General features: G+C 47.2%; 19 protein-coding genes. 7 read left to right on the forward strand and 12 right to left on the reverse strand.

Annotated features, from left to right (window positions below; translation table 11 throughout):
- The first annotated feature begins 20 nt into the window (after positions 1-20).
- Genes metG through msrB form a run of 4 tightly spaced genes read left to right on the forward strand, consistent with a single transcriptional unit; the run spans position 21 to position 4,109 of the window.
- On the forward strand, positions 21-2,054 hold the full coding sequence (metG, locus tag D3795_RS03410) for a methionine--tRNA ligase (protein WP_156266250.1): 2,034 nt from the start codon (positions 21-23) through the stop codon (positions 2,052-2,054).
- Positions 2,054-3,244 (forward strand): class I SAM-dependent rRNA methyltransferase, encoded by a 1,191-nt coding sequence (locus D3795_RS03415; RefSeq protein WP_156266252.1) that lies wholly within the window; start codon positions 2,054-2,056, stop codon positions 3,242-3,244. Before metG ends, D3795_RS03415 begins: the two co-directional genes overlap by 1 nt.
- Positions 3,245-3,288: 44 nt before the next feature.
- Positions 3,289-3,660 carry a histidine triad nucleotide-binding protein gene (locus tag D3795_RS03420; RefSeq protein ID WP_156266254.1) on the forward strand — a complete coding sequence of 124 codons (372 nt, stop codon included), beginning with the start codon at positions 3,289-3,291 and terminating at the stop codon, positions 3,658-3,660.
- A gap of 5 nt (positions 3,661-3,665) precedes the next feature.
- A complete protein-coding gene (msrB, locus tag D3795_RS03425) occupies positions 3,666-4,109 on the forward strand; it encodes a peptide-methionine (R)-S-oxide reductase MsrB (RefSeq protein WP_156266256.1) in 444 nt (147 codons plus the stop codon).
- A gap of 17 nt (positions 4,110-4,126) precedes the next feature.
- Here the strand turns inward: msrB and ggt are convergent, their stop codons facing one another.
- Positions 4,127-5,878 (reverse strand): gamma-glutamyltransferase, encoded by a 1,752-nt coding sequence (ggt, locus tag D3795_RS03430; protein ID WP_156266258.1) that lies wholly within the window; start codon positions 5,876-5,878, stop codon positions 4,127-4,129.
- A 111-nt stretch (positions 5,879-5,989) separates the two neighbouring features.
- On the opposite strand from ggt, the gene D3795_RS03435 reads away from it, so the two are divergent.
- Entirely contained in the window at positions 5,990-6,610 is a 621-nt protein-coding gene (locus D3795_RS03435; RefSeq protein ID WP_156266260.1) for a rhomboid family intramembrane serine protease, read from the forward strand.
- 56 nt (positions 6,611-6,666) lie between these two features.
- Here the strand turns inward: D3795_RS03435 and D3795_RS03440 are convergent, their stop codons facing one another.
- From D3795_RS03440 to gyrA, 11 genes are all read right to left on the reverse strand, one after another.
- On the reverse strand, positions 6,667-6,969 hold the full coding sequence (locus D3795_RS03440; RefSeq protein WP_156266262.1) for a ComEA family DNA-binding protein: 303 nt from the start codon (positions 6,967-6,969) through the stop codon (positions 6,667-6,669).
- 124 nt (positions 6,970-7,093) lie between these two features.
- Entirely contained in the window at positions 7,094-7,792 is a 699-nt protein-coding gene (gene pyrF / locus D3795_RS03445; protein WP_156266264.1) for an orotidine-5'-phosphate decarboxylase, read from the reverse strand.
- Positions 7,793-8,950, reverse strand: coding sequence for a lipopolysaccharide assembly protein LapB (gene lapB / locus D3795_RS03450; RefSeq protein WP_156266266.1), 1,158 nt, complete (start codon positions 8,948-8,950; stop codon positions 7,793-7,795).
- The gene (locus D3795_RS03455) at positions 8,950-9,210 is read right to left on the reverse strand and encodes a lipopolysaccharide assembly protein LapA domain-containing protein (RefSeq protein WP_173020979.1); all 261 of its coding nucleotides are present in this window, start codon (positions 9,208-9,210) and stop codon (positions 8,950-8,952) included. The genes lapB and D3795_RS03455 overlap by 1 nt, the downstream gene beginning before the upstream one ends.
- Before the next feature lie 76 nt (positions 9,211-9,286).
- Positions 9,287-9,571, reverse strand: coding sequence for an integration host factor subunit beta (ihfB, locus tag D3795_RS03460; RefSeq protein ID WP_156266272.1), 285 nt, complete (start codon positions 9,569-9,571; stop codon positions 9,287-9,289).
- Between the two features lie 53 nt (positions 9,572-9,624).
- Positions 9,625-11,301, reverse strand: a complete 1,677-nt coding sequence (gene rpsA / locus D3795_RS03465) for a 30S ribosomal protein S1 (RefSeq protein ID WP_126758737.1) — start codon at positions 11,299-11,301, stop codon at positions 9,625-9,627.
- A gap of 112 nt (positions 11,302-11,413) precedes the next feature.
- Positions 11,414-12,115, reverse strand: coding sequence for a (d)CMP kinase (cmk, locus tag D3795_RS03470; RefSeq protein WP_156266274.1), 702 nt, complete (start codon positions 12,113-12,115; stop codon positions 11,414-11,416).
- An 86-nt stretch (positions 12,116-12,201) separates the two neighbouring features.
- A complete protein-coding gene (gene aroA / locus D3795_RS03475) occupies positions 12,202-13,509 on the reverse strand; it encodes a 3-phosphoshikimate 1-carboxyvinyltransferase (RefSeq protein WP_156266276.1) in 1,308 nt (435 codons plus the stop codon).
- Positions 13,510-13,518: 9 nt separating this feature from the next.
- Complete coding sequence (gene hisC, locus D3795_RS03480) at positions 13,519-14,619, reverse strand: histidinol-phosphate transaminase (protein WP_156266278.1); 1,101 nt, start codon at positions 14,617-14,619, stop codon at positions 13,519-13,521.
- Positions 14,620-14,707: 88 nt separating this feature from the next.
- Positions 14,708-15,790: a 3-phosphoserine/phosphohydroxythreonine transaminase gene (gene serC / locus D3795_RS03485; RefSeq protein ID WP_156266280.1), complete on the reverse strand. Its 1,083-nt coding sequence runs from the start codon at positions 15,788-15,790 to the stop codon at positions 14,708-14,710.
- 4 nt (positions 15,791-15,794) lie between these two features.
- Entirely contained in the window at positions 15,795-18,449 is a 2,655-nt protein-coding gene (gene gyrA / locus D3795_RS03490; RefSeq protein ID WP_156266282.1) for a DNA topoisomerase (ATP-hydrolyzing) subunit A, read from the reverse strand.
- A gap of 142 nt (positions 18,450-18,591) precedes the next feature.
- Between gyrA and ubiG the strand changes: the two genes are divergently transcribed.
- Together ubiG and D3795_RS03500 are read left to right on the forward strand one after the other, a co-directional pair.
- A complete protein-coding gene (gene ubiG / locus D3795_RS03495) occupies positions 18,592-19,302 on the forward strand; it encodes a bifunctional 2-polyprenyl-6-hydroxyphenol methylase/3-demethylubiquinol 3-O-methyltransferase UbiG (RefSeq protein ID WP_156266284.1) in 711 nt (236 codons plus the stop codon).
- The gene (locus D3795_RS03500) at positions 19,281-19,955 is read left to right on the forward strand and encodes an HAD family hydrolase (RefSeq protein WP_156266286.1); all 675 of its coding nucleotides are present in this window, start codon (positions 19,281-19,283) and stop codon (positions 19,953-19,955) included. The genes ubiG and D3795_RS03500 overlap by 22 nt, the downstream gene beginning before the upstream one ends.
- Positions 19,956-20,231: the final 276 nt, after the last annotated feature.

Here is a 20,231-nt window from a genome sequence, read left to right on the forward strand (position 1 = left end):
CAGAATTAATGGAAACATTCATGCCGACAGCTACTCGCAAAATTCTGGTCACCAACGCATTGCCTTATGCTAACGGGCCTATCCACATTGGGCACATGTTGGGCTACATTCAAGCCGACATTTGGGTACGTTTTCAAAAACTCCGTGGTCACGAATGTCACTATGTGTGTGCGGATGACGCACACGGCACACCTATTATGCTAAAAGCTCAGCAGCTTGGTATTGAGCCAGAGCAGATGATTGCGGAAATGAACGCGGCACACCAAGCAGATTTTGCGGATTTTCATGTAGCGTTTGATCATTATCACTCAACGCACAGTGACGAGAACCGAGAACTTGCTGAATTAATTTATACACGCTTACGTGACAATGGTTACATTAAAACCAAAACCATTGAGCAGCTTTATGACCCGCAGAAGCAAATGTTTTTGCCTGACCGTTTTGTAAAAGGTGATTGCCCTAAATGCGGTGCCACCGATCAATACGGCGATAACTGCGACGTTTGTGGCGCGACATATGCGCCGACTGAGCTTAAGAATCCGAAATCAGCCGTATCTGGCGCAACACCAGAATTGCGTCAATCGGAGCATTACTTCTTTGACTTGCCAGCATTTGAAAACATGCTGAAAGAGTGGACCCGCTCAGGATCACTCCAAGACGAAATGGCAAATAAACTCAACGAGTGGTTCGAGTCAGGCCTACAGATGTGGGACATCAGTCGCGATGCGCCCTACTTTGGTTTTGAGATTCCAGATGCGCCGGGCAAATACTTTTATGTTTGGCTGGATGCGCCAATTGGTTATATGGGTAGTTTCAAACACTACTGCAATACCACGGGTAAAGCTGATTTTGACACCTATTGGCAAGTTGGTAGCGACGCTGAGCTTTATCATTTTATTGGTAAAGACATCATTTATTTCCACAGCCTGTTTTGGCCATCAATGCTCAAAGGTGCAAATTTCCGTCAACCAACGAACGTTTGGGCGCATGGTTTTATTACCGTAAACGGTACGAAGATGTCGAAGTCCAAAGGCACTTTCGTCATGGCGCGTACCTATTTAGATCATTTAGATCCGGATTACTTGCGTTATTACTTCGCAGCGAAACTGACCAATCGTATTGACGATTTAGATTTGAACCTCACTGACTTTGCCCAGCGCGTGAACGCTGACTTAGTTGGTAAAGTCGTCAACATAGCAAGCCGTTGTGCTGGATTTATTAGCAAAAAATTCGACGGTAAATTAGCTGCAACGATTAGCGACACAAGCCTTCTGGATGAGTTCCAAGCCGCAGCTGAAAGCATCGCCCAAGCCTATGAAAAACGAGAATTTTCTAAAGCAATGCGCGATATTATGGCGCTGGCTGATAAAGCAAACTTCTACATTGCTGAAAAAGAGCCATGGCAGTTAATTAAAGACCCAGCCAAAGCAGACGAAGTACACGAAATTTGCTCTATCGGAATTAATTTGTTCCGCTTGTTAATGATTTATCTCACGCCAATTGTTCCGGCTTTGGCGGAACGTGTTCAAGCATTCTTGAACGACGAATTTACTTGGGACAGCCATCAAGTGATTTTAAAAGATCACGCCATTAGCCCGTTCAAAGCCCTATTACAACGTATTGAAATGGAAAAAGTTGAAGCCATGATTGAAGATTCAAAAGCACAAAATGAAGCGGCAGCCGCTGCGCCAATTAGCAATGGCGAGTTAGAACGCGATCCGATTAGTGCAGAAATTAACTATGATGATTTCGCCAAAGTTGATTTGCGTGTTGCGCTTATCGCCAACGCAGAACATGTTGAAGGTGCTGATAAATTGCTGAAGTTAACGCTCGATTTAGGTGGCGAAACACGCCAAGTATTTGCGGGTATTAAGTCTGCCTATGCACCTGAAAAGCTCATTGGTCAACACACCGTGATGGTCGCTAACTTAGCGCCACGCAAAATGCGCTTTGGTATGTCAGAAGGCATGGTGTTAGCGGCAGGTCCAGGTGGCGAAGAGTTGTTTATTCTTAACCCGCATGATGGTGCGAAGCCTGGGATGCGTGTGAAATAATGGTGGCGACTATTCACCTGCTTGCAGGCAAAGAAAAATCATTGCGTCGTTTACACCCTTGGGTGTTCAGCGGCGCCATCGCCCGCGTCAAGGGCACCCCAAAGGCAGGTGAAACCGTCTCGATACACAGCGCCGACGGCGATTGGCTCGGTTATGCTGCATGGTCACCACAATCGCAGATCCGCGCTCGTGTTTGGAGCTTCCAGCAAAATGACGTCATTGATGCTGATTTTTTCAAACAACGCATCGCTGCCGCGAAAGCACTTCGCGAAGGGCTAAGTATTCGAAGTAATGCGTACCGTTTGGTTGCTGCAGAAGCAGATCAATTACCGGGCGTTACCATCGATAAATACGACAACTGGCTGGTATGTCAATTGCTCAGCACCGGCGCCGATTATTGGCGCGATGCCATTGTTGCGGCACTACGCGAACTCTTTCCAGAGTGCTCTATTTTTGAACGTTCAGACGTTGATGTGCGTCAAAAAGAGGGGTTAAAACCGGTGGTGCAACTGTTGCACAGCGACAACGGCGAGCTGCCTCCTGCCACCGTGTGGATTGAGGAAAATGGCTTACAGCTTGGCGTGGATATTCAAGGTGGCCATAAAACCGGTTACTACCTCGACCAGCGTGATAGCCGCGCGGCCATTCAAAAGTATGCTGCCGGCAAACGCGTTCTTAATGCTTTCAGTTACACCGGTGGTTTTGGTCTCTACGCTGCAGCGGCTGGTGCTGCAGAAGTCGTCAACCTTGATGTATCAGCCCCGGCGCTTGAACAAGCCTTACAAAATCACACGCGCAACCAACTTTCAAATGACACGCTGACGAATTTGCAAGAAGACGTATTCGAAGCACTGCGTAAGTTTCATCAAAGTGGCGAACGATTCGATGTGATCGTTCTTGACCCGCCGAAATTCGTGGATAGCAAGGCTAACCTCATGCGTGCTTGTCGTGGCTATAAAGATATTAACCGTCTCGCCTGTATGATTTTGAAGCCCGGTGGCACCCTGTTCACATTCTCGTGCTCAGGATTGCTCTCTGGTGAGTTATTCCAGAAAGTTGTTGCCGATGCTGTACTTGATGCGAAACGACCATTGCATATCATTGAACGACTGTTTCAAGGCGCAGACCACCCAGTACGAACCAATTTCCCTGAGTCATTGTACTTGAAGGGATTGGTACTTCGCGGTTGATTTCGCTAGAGTATGGTTAATTAAAAAATTAAAAGGTGAATGGCATGAGTACCACTATTTTTGACAAGATTATTGCCAAAGAGATACCCGCAGAAATTGTGTATGAAGACGAGCTGAGTCTAGCCTTTAAAGATATCAATCCGCAAGCACCTGTACACCTTTTGATCATCCCAAAGCGTCGCATTGCCACCATCAACGATATTGAAGAGAACGATCGTGAATTAGTTGGTCATTTGTATATTGTTGCAGCACGTTTAGCGCAGCAATTCGGCTTTGCGAAAGACGGTTACCGTGTTGTCATGAATTGCAACGAAGATGGCGGCCAGTCGGTGTATCACATTCATTTGCACTTACTAGCTGGTGTTACCATGGGTTGGCCGCCATTTGCCAATAATCGCCCTAAGCAAGTCGGTTAATATCTATGGCAAGTTTCAAAAAGCCAAATGCTGAAGAGTTGAAACAACGTCTGACCGACATGCAATATTATGTCACCCAAGAAGATGGCACAGAGCCGCCGTTTCAAAACGCTTATTGGAACGAAAAACGGCGCGGTATTTACGTCGATGTTGTCAGCGGCGAACCGCTCTATTCGTCAGCAGATAAATTTGATTCGAGTTGTGGCTGGCCCAGTTTTACAAAAACCATCAATGAACAGGCCGTTACTGAACGTCAAGACCTGAAGTTTGGCATGGTTCGTACTGAAATTCGTAGTGCTCAAGCCGATTCTCACCTTGGCCACGTATTTGACGATGGTCCATTACCTCTCGGTACTCGTCATTGCGTCAATTCTGCGGCAGTTGAATTTATTCCTGTTGAAGAAATGGAAAAGCGTGGTTACGGCGACTGGATTAAGTACATAAGCTAGCCGCCGTCTATACTTCGTTATTGATTACCCGCAGCAATGCCCTCACGACGTGGATCAGCGCCGCCATAAAGCGTGCCATCGCTCAGCAAGCTGATACCGTGTAAGCCACTGTTTAAATCTTGCACCTTCACGTCATGACCGCGGTGACGCAGTCTGTCGGCAAGAGCTTCAATAGCTGTTCCTTTCTCTAGACTCGTGACGCCATTTAAGTTGGTGACATGCGGTAAGTCGATGGCTGCCTGCATATCGAGATCCCAATCGAGTAAACCAACGAGCGTTTGTGCCACATAATTAATGATACGTGCGCCACCTGGTGAACCAACCGCATGTATCGGTGCACCGCTGGCATCAAAAACCATCATCGGCGACATAGAACTGCGTGGACGTTTACCAGCCTCAACACGGTTAGCAACCAATTCACCGTTTACTTCAGGCACAATTGAAAAGTCAGTGAGTTGATTATTGAGTAAAAATCCAGCTGCCATCACACCCGAACCAAAGCCCATTTCAATACTTGATGTCATGGAGAAGACGTTGCCTTCAGCGTCGACAATACTCACATGGGTGGTGTTTGGAAATTCTGGCGATTGGTCATCGGCATAACTATATTGAGTAAACACGCCGGCTTGAGCGCGACCCATATCGCCTTCTTGAATAAGACTGGCGCGCTCACTCAAATAACCCTTATTCAAAAGCTCAGTAACCGGCACATCAACAAAATCGCTATCGGCAATGTAACGATTACGGTCGGCAAACGCTAAGCGTGAAGCCTGAGTAAAATGATGAACCGCGGTTTCAGAGTTAACAGCCCACTCGTTTACAGGGAAGTTTTCTAACATGCCAAGAATTTGCAGCACCGTGATACCGCCCGAACTCGGCGGCCCCATGCCGCACACTTCGTAAACGCGGTATTCGGCACACACTGGCTCACGAAGAATAGCCTGATACACTGCTAAATCATCGTGTTGCATCAAACCTGGGTTAATTGGCGCGTTTTGGACCGCTCTTACAATCGCATCAGCAATCTCACCTTGATAAAAAGCATCGGCACCTTTTTCAGCAATCAAGCGCAACGTTTTTGCATACTCAGGGTTCTGTTTAATACTTCCAGCCTGCAGTGCTTCACCATTTGGATAGAAGTACTCCTTACCCGGTGACATTTTTAACAGCCCTGGGCTTATTTTTAATTCGAGTAACTTTTGCAGACGTTCACCAACTACAAATCCGTGCTCAGCTTTGTCGATGGTTTCAGAGAAGAGTTCAGACCAAGCCAACTTTCCCCAGCGTTCATGTGCAAGTTCGAGACCTCGCAAAATACCCGGCGTACCCACGGAACGGCCGCCAGTTACCGCATCCATAAACTGCTTTGGTGGTTTCCCTTGAGCGTCTAGAAACAACGCTGGTGTTGCTGTCATCGGGGCGGTTTCACGCGCATCAATGGTGAATAGCTTCTGCTCTTTGGCATCCCAATACAGCATAAAACCCCCACCACCTAATCCTGATGATTGCGGCTCGGTCAGTGTCAGCATGGCTTGAACCGCAACAGCTGCATCAATCACGGTGCCACCAGCGGCAAGAATAGCTTCACCCGCACGGGCAGCCGCTGGCGTTGCAGCTGCAACCATATGTCGGTTTGCCGTAACACCAGACTTCTCAACAAAGCCTGTCGCAGCCTCAGGGTCTAAAGCCGCCGTTTTATCTGCTTGGGTTGGCGAGACATCACTGCATGCTGAAACGGCTAACGCAGCGAACAACATCAAATAGCGCATCGTTATTATCCTTGTTAAGCGAATTCTTGGCTGTTGATAGTTTACAGCCACGCGAATAACCACTTATCATACGGGCTCAAGCAGATCAGAACAATCATAAAAAGGTCGCGTATGTCAGAGCGTATTCAGGTTATCATTGCGTCGGTACTTATTGCCGTTATTGCCATTTGGTTACCTTTCTATCAAGCAGAAACAGGCTCGTTACTCGATCAATATGACTACCACGCTAGCGTTGTCTGGCAACAACCATGGCGCATTTTTACCGCCCATATCTTCCATCTTGACGCAACACACGCCGTCACAAATGCAATAGCTCTGGTACTCGTAACGCTCTTTTTTGCACACCACTTTAGCGTTCGCACTTGGTTCAATGCTGTGATTGTCATTACCGTCATTTGCATCGCAGTTGTGTGGCTGATTGGCACACCAGAGCGGTTTGTCGGCTTATCCGCGCTTATTCATGGTTTGCTGTTGACCAGCCTATTACTAGAGTGGTCGCAACATAATTACGCTCGAACCGATTGGTTATCGCCACTGGTAATCGGCTTATTGGTATTGAAAGTTTTGCTTGAAATTATCGGGGTCATGCACAGCGCTATCTTACTTAGTGCTGGCACAGACTATGGCTATATCCATCTTGCCGGGCTGGTTGGCGGTGTAATCGCATGGCGATTGCACCGAAAGCGTTTGGCCTCGATCACCTCAAAACCGAGACCACCCGCTAACAACTAATATCTAATATCTAATAGTTAATATCTAATAGCTAATATCGCTTTTGCTTTTGTTGTTTAAAGCACAATTCGGTCTTTATTCAGTTCAAGCATTCGCGGGCCAATACCTTTCACCTGCATTAACTGATTAATATCAGTAAACTGCCCTAATTCTTCGCGCAGCTTCACAATATCTTTTGCACGCTTAATACCAACACCTGTTAACGCATACGCCAACTGCTCTGCATCTGCAGTATTAATATTTATGCCTGCAGTTTGGCTCGCGGCTTGAATCGGTGCAACCATTGCAGCCGCTTGCGACGGCGAGAGCATCACCAAAGGTGCAAGCATCGAAGTGAAAATCAGTGTTTTCCGTAACATAAACGCTCCTCAATAACGTAGATTAAAAGCATCAATAGAGGCTTTCGCACGTGCACAATCATTACGTTGTGCACGTGAGAGAGTTTAGAAGGAATTGATAAGGGGTGCTAAAAATTTAAGCGTATTACGCTGTCAGAGATGCCTGTATTTCACTTAACGCGGCAACCGGATCGGGGGCCTGCGTAATTGGACGACCAATCACTAACACTTCGATTCCCAATGCCGCAGCCTCAGGTGGTGTCATCACACGGCGTTGATCGCCCTGCTCTGAACCTACAGGGCGTATCCCTGGCGTTACGCGTAAGAAGCCGGCACCACAGGTTGCAGCAATGGCCTCAGCTTCCCAAGCGGAGCATACAACACCATCTAACCCTGCAGCTTGAGTAAGCTTGGCAAGCTTAAGTACGTGTTCCGCGGGAGGTACATCAATACCAACTTCCTGAAGGTCTTCTGCACTCATGCTGGTTAACACTGTTACCGCAATCACATAAGGCCGGTTAGGTATATCCGCAACCGCATCGCGCGCCGCTTCCAGCATCCGCCGGCCACCACTCGCGTGCACATTCACCATCCATACACCGAGCTCAGCAGCAGCCCGCACGGCTTTGTTGACTGTGTTGGGAATATCATGGAATTTCAAATCTAGAAAAACTTTAAACCCACGCTGAACCAGCTCTCTTACAAAGTCAGGCCCGGCACTAGTGAATAGCTCTTTGCCCACTTTTAAACCACATTGCTGCGGCGAAAGCTTATCAATCAACGGCCATGCTGATTCGGCATTGTCATAATCTAAAGCCACAAAAATTAACGATTGCTGAGTCATTTATTCTCCATCTAGCCCAATGATAGGCTTAATTTCGCCCCATGTACGGCATGACGGACAATGCCAGTACAGAGTACTTCCCGAAAAACCACAATGCCGACAACGATACTTCGGTCGCTGTTGCATTTGTTGTTGCACCATACGCTGCAACATTTTTAAACTATCGCGGGCTTTACCCACATCAGCAGCACGAATGTGAAAATCCATAAGCTTATGGAAACCTTTCATGGTTGGATTTTCTAACAGTGTGTTCTGCACAAATTGTTCCGCCGCTTCAATGCCGTTTTCGCGCGCGATCATTTCCGATAGCATCACCGCAGCCGACGTAGAATGCGCTGATTTCACACATTGATGTAAAAACTGAATAAGTCCGCCGATGTCCTGCAATTCATCATAACAGGCCTTAATTAATGGGAGTGCTTCACTAACAAATTCAGCGTCTTCATCGAGAATACCAACCAGCATTTTTTGCGCTTTACGATACAACCCTTGGTTGTACCACATGCGCCCTAGCGCTAATGCCGCACGTACACAATCTGGATCATGTTGGCGTGCTTTTAAATAATACTTTTCGGCATGCTCAGTATCATTTTGGCGCTCTGCAAGTTCACAGTAAAGCTGCGCGACAATTAATTCGGCACTGCGATCATAGCGCATCAGCTTCAGGGCTACCTTAATGGCCTTGTCCCACTCGTGTGTTGATTCATAGAGCTCTAAGAGATGGCGTTGGCAGGCCTCACGGAACTGCTTATCGCTTTGTAAGGCCAACAACATTTCTTCCGCACGATCATAAATACCGGCGGCTAAGTAATCTAGACCAAGTTCGAACATCGCCTGGCGACGATCTTGCTCGCTGATGGTTGGCCGTGAAGTTAAATTTTGATGTATTTTTATGGCGCGATCGAGCTCACCACGACGTCGGAATAATTTACCTAAAGCCCAATGGGTTTCAAGAGTATCGGAATCAACGTCTAATAATTCAATAAAGAGATCAACGGCTTTGTCGGGTTGATCCGAAAGTAATAAATGAAGGCCGGTGACATATTGACGTGAAAACTGTTCTTGTTCTTGCCGATTCTCGTTGCGAACGCTATTACGCCCCATGAACCAACCATAGGCAGCAGCAACCGGAAGTAACAGAAACAGTAATTCTAACATTAAGCAGCGCTCTTAGAATTCACCAATTGTTTTTTTAATTTACGAATGTCACGTCGTAGCATCCATTGGGCACCGAGCATACTTAATAAGCCGATAAGAAAACCCACGGCTAAAAATAACGCCGTTAATGTAGCCACACTAATTTGTTGTTGCGCGACGATAAAGTCAACCGCAATAACCTGCTTATTCAACGCACCAAAGGCGACTGCTATCAGGAACAAAACTATTAAAGGAAGGCTAACAAAAATGAATCGAATCATATTCTTTCCTGTCTCGCGCATATAAAAAAACGGCATGCTTACTATAGCATGCCGTTTTCGTTAACTCGACGTTAAATTATCCGATGTTATCGACCCGCTCTCGCAGTTCTTTACCCGGTTTAAAGTGCGGAACGTATTTTTCGTCCAACTGCACTTTTTCACCAGTCTTCGGATTTCGCCCTTCACGTGGGGCTCGATAATGCAGTGAAAAACTACCGAATCCACGTATCTCAATACGTCCACCAGTGGCCATATACTGCGCCATCTGCTCGATAAGTTCTTTCACCGCATCTTCAACCTGACGCGGAGAAAGCTCTGGGTACAACTTCGTTAACTGGGTAATCAGTTCCGATTTTGTCATCACATGCTCCTCTACTAATGCGTCAATGCATCAAGCCCACGTTCAAGCTAATTTTAGTCGTCGCTCTTAGCCGCTTTGAAGGCTTCAGCCATTGCGTTTGTGAAGTCAGCTTCGTCTTGCTGCTTGTTCACAGACTCAAGAGCTTCTTTCTCTTCAACTTCGTCTTTCGCGCGAATTGACAGGCTCAAGGTACGGTTTTTACGGTCTACGCCCATGAAACGAGCTTCAACTTCGTCGCCTACTTTCAATTCAGTGGTCGCGTCTTCAACACGGTCACGTGAAATGTCAGCTACGCGAACGTAACCTTCAACGCTATCAGCTAGCTCAACTTTAGCGCCTTTGGCATCAACTTCGATGACCTTACCTTTAACAATAGCACCTTTTTTGTTAGCTGCTAGGTAATTGTTAAACGGATCTTCTTCAAGTTGCTTGATACCCAAAGAAATACGCTCACGCTCAGCGTCAACTTGTAATACAACAGCAGTAACTTCTTCGCCTTTCTTGAAGTCGCGAACCGCTTCTTCGCCAGTTGCATTCCAGCTAATGTCTGACAAGTGAACCAAACCGTCGATGCCGCCATCAAGACCGATGAAGATACCGAAGTCAGTGATTGACTTGATCTTACCAGACACTTTGTCGCCCTTGTTGAAGTTCTTCGCGAACTCTTCCCACGGGTTAGCTTTACACTGTTTCAGGCCAAGTGAAATACGACGACGTTCTTCATCGATTTCAAGAACCATAACTTCAACAACGTCATCCAAGTTAACAACTTTAGAAGGATGTACGTTCTTGTTGGTCCAATCCATTTCTGAAACGTGAACCAAACCTTCAACGCCTTCTTCGATTTCAACGAAGCAACCGTAGTCAGTTAAGTTGGTTACGCGACCAGTCAAACGATGACCTTCTGGGTAACGTGCTGCGATATCAGCCCATGGATCAGCACCTAACTGCTTCAGACCCAATGATACGCGAGTACGGTCACGGTCAAACTTCAATACTTTCACGTTGATTTCGTCGCCAACGTTCACAACTTCGCTTGGGTGTTTAACGCGTTTCCAAGCCATGTCGGTGATGTGCAACAAGCCGTCAACGCCGCCCAAGTCTACGAATGCACCGTAATCAGTAAGGTTCTTAACGATACCTTTAACTTCTTGGCCTTCTTGTAGGTTCTCAAGCAACTCATCGCGCTCTGCACTGTTCTCAGTTTCAATCACTGCACGACGTGAAACAACAACGTTGTTGCGCTTCTGGTCAAGCTTGATAACTTTGAACTCTAATTCTTTGTTTTCGAGGTGCGTGGTTTCACGAACCGGACGAACGTCTACCAATGAACCTGGCAAGAACGCGCGTACGCCACCCAAATCAACTGTGAAGCCGCCTTTAACTTTACCGCTGATTAAGCCAGTAACAGTTTCTTGGTCTTCGTATGCTTTCTCAAGCTGCAACCAAGCTTCGTAGCGCTTCGCTTTCTCGCGAGACAGGATAGTTTCACCAAATCCGTCTTCAACGGCGTCCAGGGCAACGTCGATTTCGTCGCCAACTTGAACTTCAACAACGCCTTCAGCGTTACGGAATTGTTCAACTGGGATAGCACTTTCAGATTTCAGACCGGCGTCAACAAGAACAACGTCACGGTTGATAGCTACGATGGTGCCTTTAACGATAGAACCTGGGCGAGTTTCGACCTCTTTGAGGCTTTCTTCAAACAGTTGTGCAAAATTTTCTGACATATGTGTTAACTACTTTTAGTTAAGTACGTCCACCAAGCACTCCCGAATGGCGGGGTTGTTAAAATTGATCTGATGGCTTTCCTTGCTACAGACCCCTAAGCTGATAGCTCGATTAGCTACCCGTCTCAGATTGAGTCAATTTGCCATGAGCAAACTGCAGAATTTGATCAACCACTTCAGTGATGCTCAAATTCGTTGAATCTATAAATAACGAACCCTCAGCAGCACGTAGTGGCGCAACCGAGCGGTTCGTGTCCCGATCATCACGTTCGCGAATTTCGGTGATTAATTGGTCGATTTTAGCATCGATTCCCTTTTCCTGCAATTGCTCAAAGCGACGACGTGCGCGCTCTTCGGGGCTTGCAGTTAAAAAGATTTTCGCTGCGGCATCAGGGAAGACAACGGTGCCCATATCACGACCGTCGGCAACCAAGCCTGGCAACTCTTTAAAGGCACGCTGGCGGCGTAATAACGCTTCGCGAACACGCGGTAATGCGGCAACCTTAGAAGCCATATTCGCAACTTCTTGAGTGCGAATGGTCATGGTGACGTCTTCGCCTTCTAGAATAATATGGGTGAGTTCCGGATCTTCTTCGACATCAAACTTCACATCCAAAGAACCAGCTAGCGCCACCAAGCTCTCTTCATCGTCAGCCGCAAATCCGTGATGCAATGCTGCGAGGGCGAGTACGCGGTAAATTGCTCCGCTGTCGAGTAAGTGCCAACCGAGTTGATCAGCTAAAATTCGACTGACGGTTCCTTTACCTGAGCCGCTTGGGCCATCAATAGTGATAACAGGTGTGTTTTTGGTCATGCGATCCTCTACCAAATAAAAGCGCCGCAATTATACGGATCTGGCAGAAAATTGCACCCTAAATTGGTGAACGTTCCGTGATATCTCTATGAAGATTGCGTGATCGCACAAAATTCATCGAAGAACTTTGGATAGGTTTTTGAACAACAATTTGGATCTAAGATCGTAACGCCGGCTGTGCTAAACCCTAACAATGCAAAGCACATCGCCATGCGATGATCGTTATAAGTGGCTATTTCTGCATGCTTGATTTCGTCTGGTGGTGTCACCGAAATCGCATCTTCGGTCTCCACCACGTGGGCACCAACTTTACGCAATTCATTAGCCATCGCTTCAAGTCGATCGGTTTCTTTAATACGCCAATTCGCAATGTTACGAATATGGGTGGTACCTTTGGCGAACAACGCGAGTGTTGCAAACGTCATGGCTGCATCCGGAATTGCATTTAAATCGGCATCCAATGCGCGCAACTCACCGCGTTTAACGGTAATTGAATGCGGCGAAACCTCGACATCGGCACCCATTTCCGCCAAATAATCAGCGAACTTAACATCGCCTTGAATACTTTCACTACCCACGCCATGAACAGTTAACGGGCCTTCGCCAATAGCTGCCGCGGCCAACCAGTACGAGGCGGCACTCGCATCACCCTCAACCCAATAATCACCCGGGCTCTGATAGGTTTGCTGCCCTGGAATTAAAAATTCCTGACGGCAAATACGATGTACTTCTATACCGAAGCGCTTCAACATCGAAAGCGTCAATTCAATATAGGGCCAGGAAACAACCGTACCGGTAAGCTCCAGCACACTATCTTGCTCAAGCAATGGTAATGCCATCAGCATGGCCGAAATGTATTGACTTGAGGCGCTGCCATCAATGGTCAACATACCGCCTTGTAGGCCACCCTTCAGTTCAATTGGCGGGTACCCCTCGTGCTGCAAACAAGTCAGCTCCGCACCGCCAGCACGCAGTGCCTCGACTAATGCATGCACTGGGCGCTCCTGCATGCGGGCATCCCCGGTAAGAATACAAGCGTGCCCTTCCAAGGTAGCACTGAGAACCGCCAACAATGGTCGCATCGCGGTACCCGCATTACCTAAATCCAAGGCTTTAGGTTGCTGCGACCACTTGCCACCACAACCAATCACTTTTATGGTCGTACTAGTTTCATCCGCAACGTCAATTGCAACGCCAAGCTCGATTAATGCCTCGAGCATGCGTTCAGTGTCGTCACTACGCAGTACATTAGTTAATGTTGTGTTTTGCCCGTCAGCACAGAGTGCCGCCATCAATAAGGCACGATTCGCAATACTTTTTGAGCCTGGCAGTGTCACATCACCGTGACACTGTTGCAGGTTTTGAAGTGTTATTGATGGGGAGCCTGAGGTCATCTTAAGGTGCTATAGAATCGTTTTCATGGCATCAATGAACGCTTGGTTTTCGCTTGGCAATCCAATACTGACGCGCAAATGATTCGGCAACTGATAGCCCGCAACCGGACGCACAATCACGCCAGCACGGAGGAGTTTTTGATACATGTCGCCTGCTTCCGGGCCAACTTCAATGGTTAAGAAGTTGCCGTGCGAAGGAATATAGTTCAAACCATTATCTTCACAGAAAGCAACAAGTTGCTGCATGCCTTCTTTATTCACGCGAATGGATTCAGCTAAATACTCCTCATCATCCAACACGACTTCTGCCGCGCGTAAACTCAGGCTATTCATATTGAATGGCTGACGAATACGATTCATTAAATCGGCAACTTCTGGATGCGAAATTGCATACCCTGCACGCAAACCAGCTAAACCATAGGCTTTCGAGAATGTCCGACTAACAATCAAATTTGGGTATTTCGCAACCCACTCAACCGACGGTGCACGCTCTGCTTCGTCGACATATTCGTAGTAGGCTTCATCAAGAACCACCAAGATATTGCTTGGTACTTGCGCAATAAAATCAGCCAGCGCTTCGGTACTTAAAAATGTACCCGTTGGGTTATTTGGATTCGCGATAAAAATCATCCGCGTTTTCGGCGTAATCGCCTTTAACATCGCTGGTAAATCATGCCCATAATCTTTCGCTGGAACCGCTACGCCAGTCGCACCAATCGCCTGTGTCACCAGTGGGTACACCACAAACGCGTGCTGCGCAAAAATCACCTCATGGCTAGCATCAACAAACGTGCGAGCCAATAGCTCAAGCACATCATTCGAGCCATTACCTAAAGTGATTTGATTCGTATGAACGCCAAACTTGCTCGCTAACTTGCTTTTCAAGTAAAAGCCATTGGCATCTGGGTAGCGAGCTAAACCGTTCAGCGTATCTTGCAATGCAGCTTTTACCTTCGCACTCAAACCAAGTGGATTCTCATTCGAAGCCAGCTTCACAATATTCTTAATTCCAAGCTCACGCTCTACTTCTTCAATGGGCTTGCCCGCTTGATAAGGGCTTAAGTTACGAACCCCAGGGTTCGCTAATTCTTTGGCATTAAATTCAGTCATAGAAATCGTTACTCGTTGTTCGTTACTCGTTATTGGTTTTCATTCATCGAATAACGACTAACGAATAACCAATAACGCTTTTATGTTTTTAGGCCTTGCGCTCGAATTCGCGCATAAATTCAACCAACGCATCCACCCCAGCCATCGGCATCGCATTATAAATACTCGCGCGCATACCACCGACAAAACGGTGCCCTTTTAGCCCCAGCAGCCCAGCTTGTTCTGCTTGCTTTAAGAAATCACCGTCAAGGCGTTCGTCAGCTAGCAAGAATGGTACGTTCATAATCGAACGATAGTTAGGGTGAACTGGGTTACTGTAGAAGTCAGAACTGTCAATATATTGATACAGCTTGCTGGCTTTGGCGTGGTTCATTCGCCCCATAGCCTCAACACCACCTTGGCGCTTGAGCCACTGGAAAACCAGCGCAGACAAATACCAAGCGAAAGTATTTGGGGTGTTATACATTGAGCGTTCTTTGGCCTGAACGGTGTAATCCATAATCGTCGAGGTATTGCCTTGGGCATGGCCAAGTAGGTCATCACGGACAATCGCAATCGCAAATCCAGACGGACCAATGTTCTTTTGAGCGCCGGCGTAAATCACACCAAAGCGGCTAACATCGAGCGGTTCAGAGAGGATGTTAGAGGACATGTCTGCGACAATTGGCGCATTCACATCAGGAATCCCATGCAACGCAATGCCATCAACCGTTTCGTTCGGACAATAGTGAAAATACGCCGCATTGTCTGACAATTGCCAGCTTTCGCGTGGCGCTAATGCTTTGCCCTGCTCGGTTTGCACTGACGCACCAACAACATTCACCTGTTGCACGTATTTTTGCGCTTCGCGAATGGCAAAATCAGACCAAATACCACAATTCAAATAATCGACTGTGGCGTTTGGCCCCGCAATATTTTGCGGCACGGCGCTAAACTGACCACGGCCACCGCCGTGCATAAATAGCACTTGGTAGTTGTTCGGTATTGCCATCAAATCGCGCAAGTCTTGCTCGGCTTGCTCGGCCATCCGAATAAAAATCGGATCACGATGACTAATTTCCATCACTGAAATGCCCAGGTTGTTCCAATTTAGGAACTCTTCCTGAGCTTGTTTCATGACCTCTGCCGGCAGCATTGCCGGCCCCGCAGAAAAGTTAAACGGGGCACTCATGCAATTAATCCTCACTTACATCGTCAGTCGCTACGTCATCATCCGCATCGTCGTCTAAAGGCTCGCTTGTGTCCTCGCCTTCTACCGGCTCGTTCAACAGCGCATCAGTTTCATCATCTTCGTCAACTTCATCAATACGCTGCATGCCAACAACTTGTTCATCGGCACCGGTACGAATCAAGCGCACACCTTGGGTATTCCGGCCAACAATCGACACTTCACTAACACGGGTACGTACCAGCGTACCTTTATTACTGATAAGCATGATTTGGTTCGCTTCAACCACTTCCATGGCGCCAACCACTTGGCCATTGCGCTCGCTGACTTTAATTGAAACAACACCTTTAGTTGCTCGGCTCTTCGCTGGATAATCAGTGATTGGTGTACGCTTACCGTAACCATTTTCGGTTACTGTCAGAATACACGGCACTTCTTCTTCAATGGTACGCGGTACAATAAGTGATACCACGCTCTGGCCTTCACCGAGGCGAATACCACGGACACCAGTAGCGGTACGACCCATTGAACGAACTTGATCTTCACTAAAGCGCACCACTTTACCGCCGTCAGAGAACAACATGATCTCATCGCCTGCAGTGGTCACATCTACACCGATCAACTCATCACCGTCATTCAGGTTCAACGCAATGATACCGCCACTGCGCGGACGCGAGTAGGCTTCCATAGGCGTCTTCTTCACCGTACCTTTACGCGTTGCCATCACAATGTACTTATCTTCTGGGTAGTCACGCGTTGGCAAGATAGCGGTGATTCGCTCGCCCTCTTCCAATGGCAGCAAGTTCACAATAGGTCGACCACGCGCGGTGCGCGTAGCGAGTGGCAAGTTGTAAACTTTCATCCAGTAAATACGGCCGCGGGTCGAGAAGCACAAAATCGTATCGTGCGTATTAGCAACCCATAGGCGTTCAATAAAGTCTTCGTCTTTCATCTTAGTAGCTGATTTACCCTTGCCACCACGACGTTGCGCTTCATATTCTGTTAACGGCTGATATTTCACGTAACCATGGTGTGACAAGGTCACAACCACGTCTTCTTCATTAATCAAATCTTCCATGCTGATATCGTGCGCAGCTGCGGTGATTTCGGTACGGCGCGCATCGCCATATTCCGCTTTCACTTTTTCGAGCTCTTCACGAATCACTTCCATCAAACGCTCAGCGCTATTCAAGATGTGCAGCAATTCTTCAATTTGTTGTAGCAGGTTCTTGTATTCTTCAAGAATTTTCTCGTGCTCAAGACCAGTTAATTTGTGTAAACGCAAATCAAGAATGGCTTGGGCTTGTTCTTCCGTCAGATAATACTGACCATCGCGAATACCAAATTCAGCGCTTAAGTGATCTGGACGCGCCGCATCAACACCAGCGCGCTCAAGCATCGCCGCTACATCTCCCAACTGCCATGCACGGCTAGTTAAGCCAGCTTTCGCATCAGCAGCGGTTTGTGAACGACGAATCAGTTCAATCACTTCATCGATATTGGCAAGCGCAATCGCTAAACCTTCTAAGATATGAGCACGTTCGCGCGCTTTGCGTAATTCATACACCGAGCGACGTGTCACCACTTCACGACGGTGCAGAATAAAGCATTCCAACATATCGCGAAGGTTAAACAAGCGTGGTTGGTTTTTATCCAGTGCCACCATGTTAATACCGAACACCACTTGCATTTGGGTGTTGGCATATAAATGGTTCAAGATAACTTCAGAAACTTCACCACGTTTCAGCTCAATAACAATGCGCATGCCGTCTTTGTCTGACTCATCACGCAAACCACTGATACCTTCGAGGCGTTTTTCTTTCACCAGCTCAGCGATTTTTTCAATCAACTTCGCTTTATTAACCTGATACGGAATTTCCGTGACAATAATCGCTTCGCGACCATTACTATCGGTTTCAATTTCCGCTTTCGCGCGTAAATGAATACGACCACGACCGGTTTTATAAGCCTCAATAATGCCAGCACGGCCAGAAATACTTGCTGCCGTTGGGAAGTCTGGCCCTGGGATATATTCCATCAATTCATCAATTTGAATATCCGGATTATCAATCATTGCCAAGCAACCATTCACAACTTCGGTTAAGTTGTGTGGCGGAATATTGGTTGCCATACCCACAGCAATACCTGATGAACCGTTTACTAACAGGTTCGGTACGCGGGTTGGTAATACTTCAGGAATTTGTTCCGTGCCATCGTAGTTTGGCACAAAGTCGACAGTCTCTTTGTCGAGATCGGAGAGTAATTCGCTGGCAATTTTTGCCATTCTGATTTCGGTATAACGCATGGCTGCTGCGGAGTCACCGTCAACGGAACCAAAGTTACCTTGGCCATCAACCAGCATATAACGCAGCGAGAACGGCTGTGCCATACGAACAATGGTGTCGTACACGGCACTATCACCATGCGGGTGATATTTACCAATCACATCACCAACAATACGCGCTGACTTTTTATATGGCTTGTTGAAATCATTGCGTAGTTCATTCATCGCGAATAACACGCGACGGTGAACTGGCTTGAGACCATCACGTACATCCGGCAATGCCCGACCTACAATTACACTCATGGCGTAATCGAGGTATGAACTTTTCAGCTCATCTTCAATATTGACCGGAACGACTTCTCTGGCGAGATCACTCATAGTAGTTATATCCCTAAACGCTCTGTCTTTCTTATAATTCGTACGATAGCGCATTGTACCCGTAGCGAGCTGCTATCGCATCTTTTTTTATCCCTGTAGGTTGAGTACACTGTACCGACTTTTAAGCCGTAGCAGAAGCCCTATGACCGCAAATTCGAACGTTGATCCAGCAGAAATTGAAAAATTTAGTGCCATCGCCTCCCGTTGGTGGGACCCAGAAGGCGAATTCAAACCACTACACCTTATAAATCCACTGCGCCTTGATTATATTTTGCGCCATTGTGATGGTGTTTTTGGTCAACGCGTCCTTGATATTGGCTGTGGCGGCGGCTTATTGGCGGAAGGCTTGGCGAAAGCCGGTGCTACCGTCACCGGTATTGATATGGCAGAACAATCGTTGCAAGTGGCGCGTTTACACGCCTTAGAGAGCCAACTGCAAATTGATTATCAGTGCATTCCTGCTGAGCAGTTTGCGAGCGAGCACCGCGAACAGTTTGACGTGGTCACCTGTTTAGAAATGCTCGAACACGTGCCTGACCCCAGTGCTATTGTGCAAGCCGCGGCTGATTCGGTGAAGCCAGGTGGTTACGTATTTTTTTCAACGTTGAACCGAAACGTGAAATCGTGGTTATTAGGTATTGTTGCTGCTGAATATGTATTGGGTTGGGTGCCAAAAGGCACGCATCAACATCAAAAATTTATTCAGCCGGCTGAATTACTGCGTATGACCGATGCCGCAGGGCTAGAGGCGCAAACCATGACCGGTATGCATTATTTGCCATGGCGCGGTTTTTATCTTGATGATTCGAATGTGGATGTGAATTACATCGTATGCCTACACAAACCAAAGTAGTACCGCCGAAAGCGGTGTTGTTTGATCTCGATGGTACATTATTAGATACCGCACCTGATTTGGGCGCCGCATTAAATACCGTGTTAGCAGCCGAGCAACGACCGTTGGTTAGCGCCGCCGAATATACGCCACTGGCTTCGCATGGCTCTGCTGGTTTATTGCGTTACGCTTACGGTGATGAATTTGAACACCGTCGCGACGAGTTACGCCAAGCATTTTTAACCGCCTATGCTGAACAGATTGCTGTGCATACGCAGTTATTTGACGGTGTTGCCAATTTACTCGAGCAGCTAAACCAGCAACAAATAGCGGTAGCCATTGTGACCAACAAGCCTCACGCACTCACCCAACAATTAGTGCCACAGTATCCACAACTAGCCGGTATAAAAGTGGTCGTGAGTGGCGATACACTACCAGTGGCTAAGCCAGATCCCGCACCATTGCTTTATGCGGCAACTCATCTTGGTATTAAAGCTGAGCACTGTTGGTACGTTGGTGATGCCGAACGCGATATTGAAGCCGGTCGGCGTGCCAATATGTTCACCGTGTTAGCTGAATACGGCTATATCAGTGTGACTGACGACACGCTTGCTTGGGGTGCACATGCAAAAATTTCGCACCCGCTTGACCTTCCGCGATTGTGGTCGAATTAACCAATTAACACTATATCTTGTGGGTGAGCCTGTTCACCCATCAAGATCTTGTAAACGCCTTGTTATACGTGCCTTATAAAATTGTTATCTGAACATTGCATTTAACAGACAAAAAAATAATAAGAAAAAATTTTTTCCTGCTTGATTTTCCTAAGTCGCTTTATTGACAAGCGTTTTAGCGAAAGCCCCTACTTCACCTGCTCATTTACACCTATTTTTTCACGCTAATTTCACTTGATCAGCGTACGATAAGTGCTAGGATACAGGTCATTCAGC

This window comes from Pseudidiomarina andamanensis (assembly GCF_009734345.1).
GTDB lineage: Bacteria > Pseudomonadota > Gammaproteobacteria > Enterobacterales > Alteromonadaceae > Pseudidiomarina > Pseudidiomarina andamanensis.

Coding starts and splice junctions, on each gene's coding strand:
- D3795_RS03435 (WP_156266260.1), top strand. CDS start 5,990: ATGTCAGAGCGTATTCAGGTTATCATTGCGTCGGTACTTATTGCCGTT.
- pyrF (WP_156266264.1), bottom strand. CDS start 7,792: ATGACTCAGCAATCGTTAATTTTTGTGGCTTTAGATTATGACAATGCC.
- gyrA (WP_156266282.1), bottom strand. CDS start 18,449: ATGAGTGATCTCGCCAGAGAAGTCGTTCCGGTCAATATTGAAGATGAG.
- D3795_RS03440 (WP_156266262.1), bottom strand. CDS start 6,969: ATGTTACGGAAAACACTGATTTTCACTTCGATGCTTGCACCTTTGGTG.
- rpsA (WP_126758737.1), bottom strand. CDS start 11,301: ATGTCAGAAAATTTTGCACAACTGTTTGAAGAAAGCCTCAAAGAGGTC.
- ubiG (WP_156266284.1), top strand. CDS start 18,592: ATGACCGCAAATTCGAACGTTGATCCAGCAGAAATTGAAAAATTTAGT.
- D3795_RS03415 (WP_156266252.1), top strand. CDS start 2,054: ATGGTGGCGACTATTCACCTGCTTGCAGGCAAAGAAAAATCATTGCGT.
- cmk (WP_156266274.1), bottom strand. CDS start 12,115: ATGACCAAAAACACACCTGTTATCACTATTGATGGCCCAAGCGGCTCA.
- aroA (WP_156266276.1), bottom strand. CDS start 13,509: ATGACCTCAGGCTCCCCATCAATAACACTTCAAAACCTGCAACAGTGT.
- lapB (WP_156266266.1), bottom strand. CDS start 8,950: ATGTTAGAATTACTGTTTCTGTTACTTCCGGTTGCTGCTGCCTATGGT.
- metG (WP_156266250.1), top strand. CDS start 21: ATGCCGACAGCTACTCGCAAAATTCTGGTCACCAACGCATTGCCTTAT.
- D3795_RS03500 (WP_156266286.1), top strand. CDS start 19,281: ATGCCTACACAAACCAAAGTAGTACCGCCGAAAGCGGTGTTGTTTGAT.
- msrB (WP_156266256.1), top strand. CDS start 3,666: ATGGCAAGTTTCAAAAAGCCAAATGCTGAAGAGTTGAAACAACGTCTG.
- ggt (WP_156266258.1), bottom strand. CDS start 5,878: ATGCGCTATTTGATGTTGTTCGCTGCGTTAGCCGTTTCAGCATGCAGT.
- serC (WP_156266280.1), bottom strand. CDS start 15,790: ATGAGTGCCCCGTTTAACTTTTCTGCGGGGCCGGCAATGCTGCCGGCA.
- D3795_RS03420 (WP_156266254.1), top strand. CDS start 3,289: ATGAGTACCACTATTTTTGACAAGATTATTGCCAAAGAGATACCCGCA.
- hisC (WP_156266278.1), bottom strand. CDS start 14,619: ATGACTGAATTTAATGCCAAAGAATTAGCGAACCCTGGGGTTCGTAAC.
- D3795_RS03455 (WP_173020979.1), bottom strand. CDS start 9,210: ATGATTCGATTCATTTTTGTTAGCCTTCCTTTAATAGTTTTGTTCCTG.
- ihfB (WP_156266272.1), bottom strand. CDS start 9,571: ATGACAAAATCGGAACTGATTACCCAGTTAACGAAGTTGTACCCAGAG.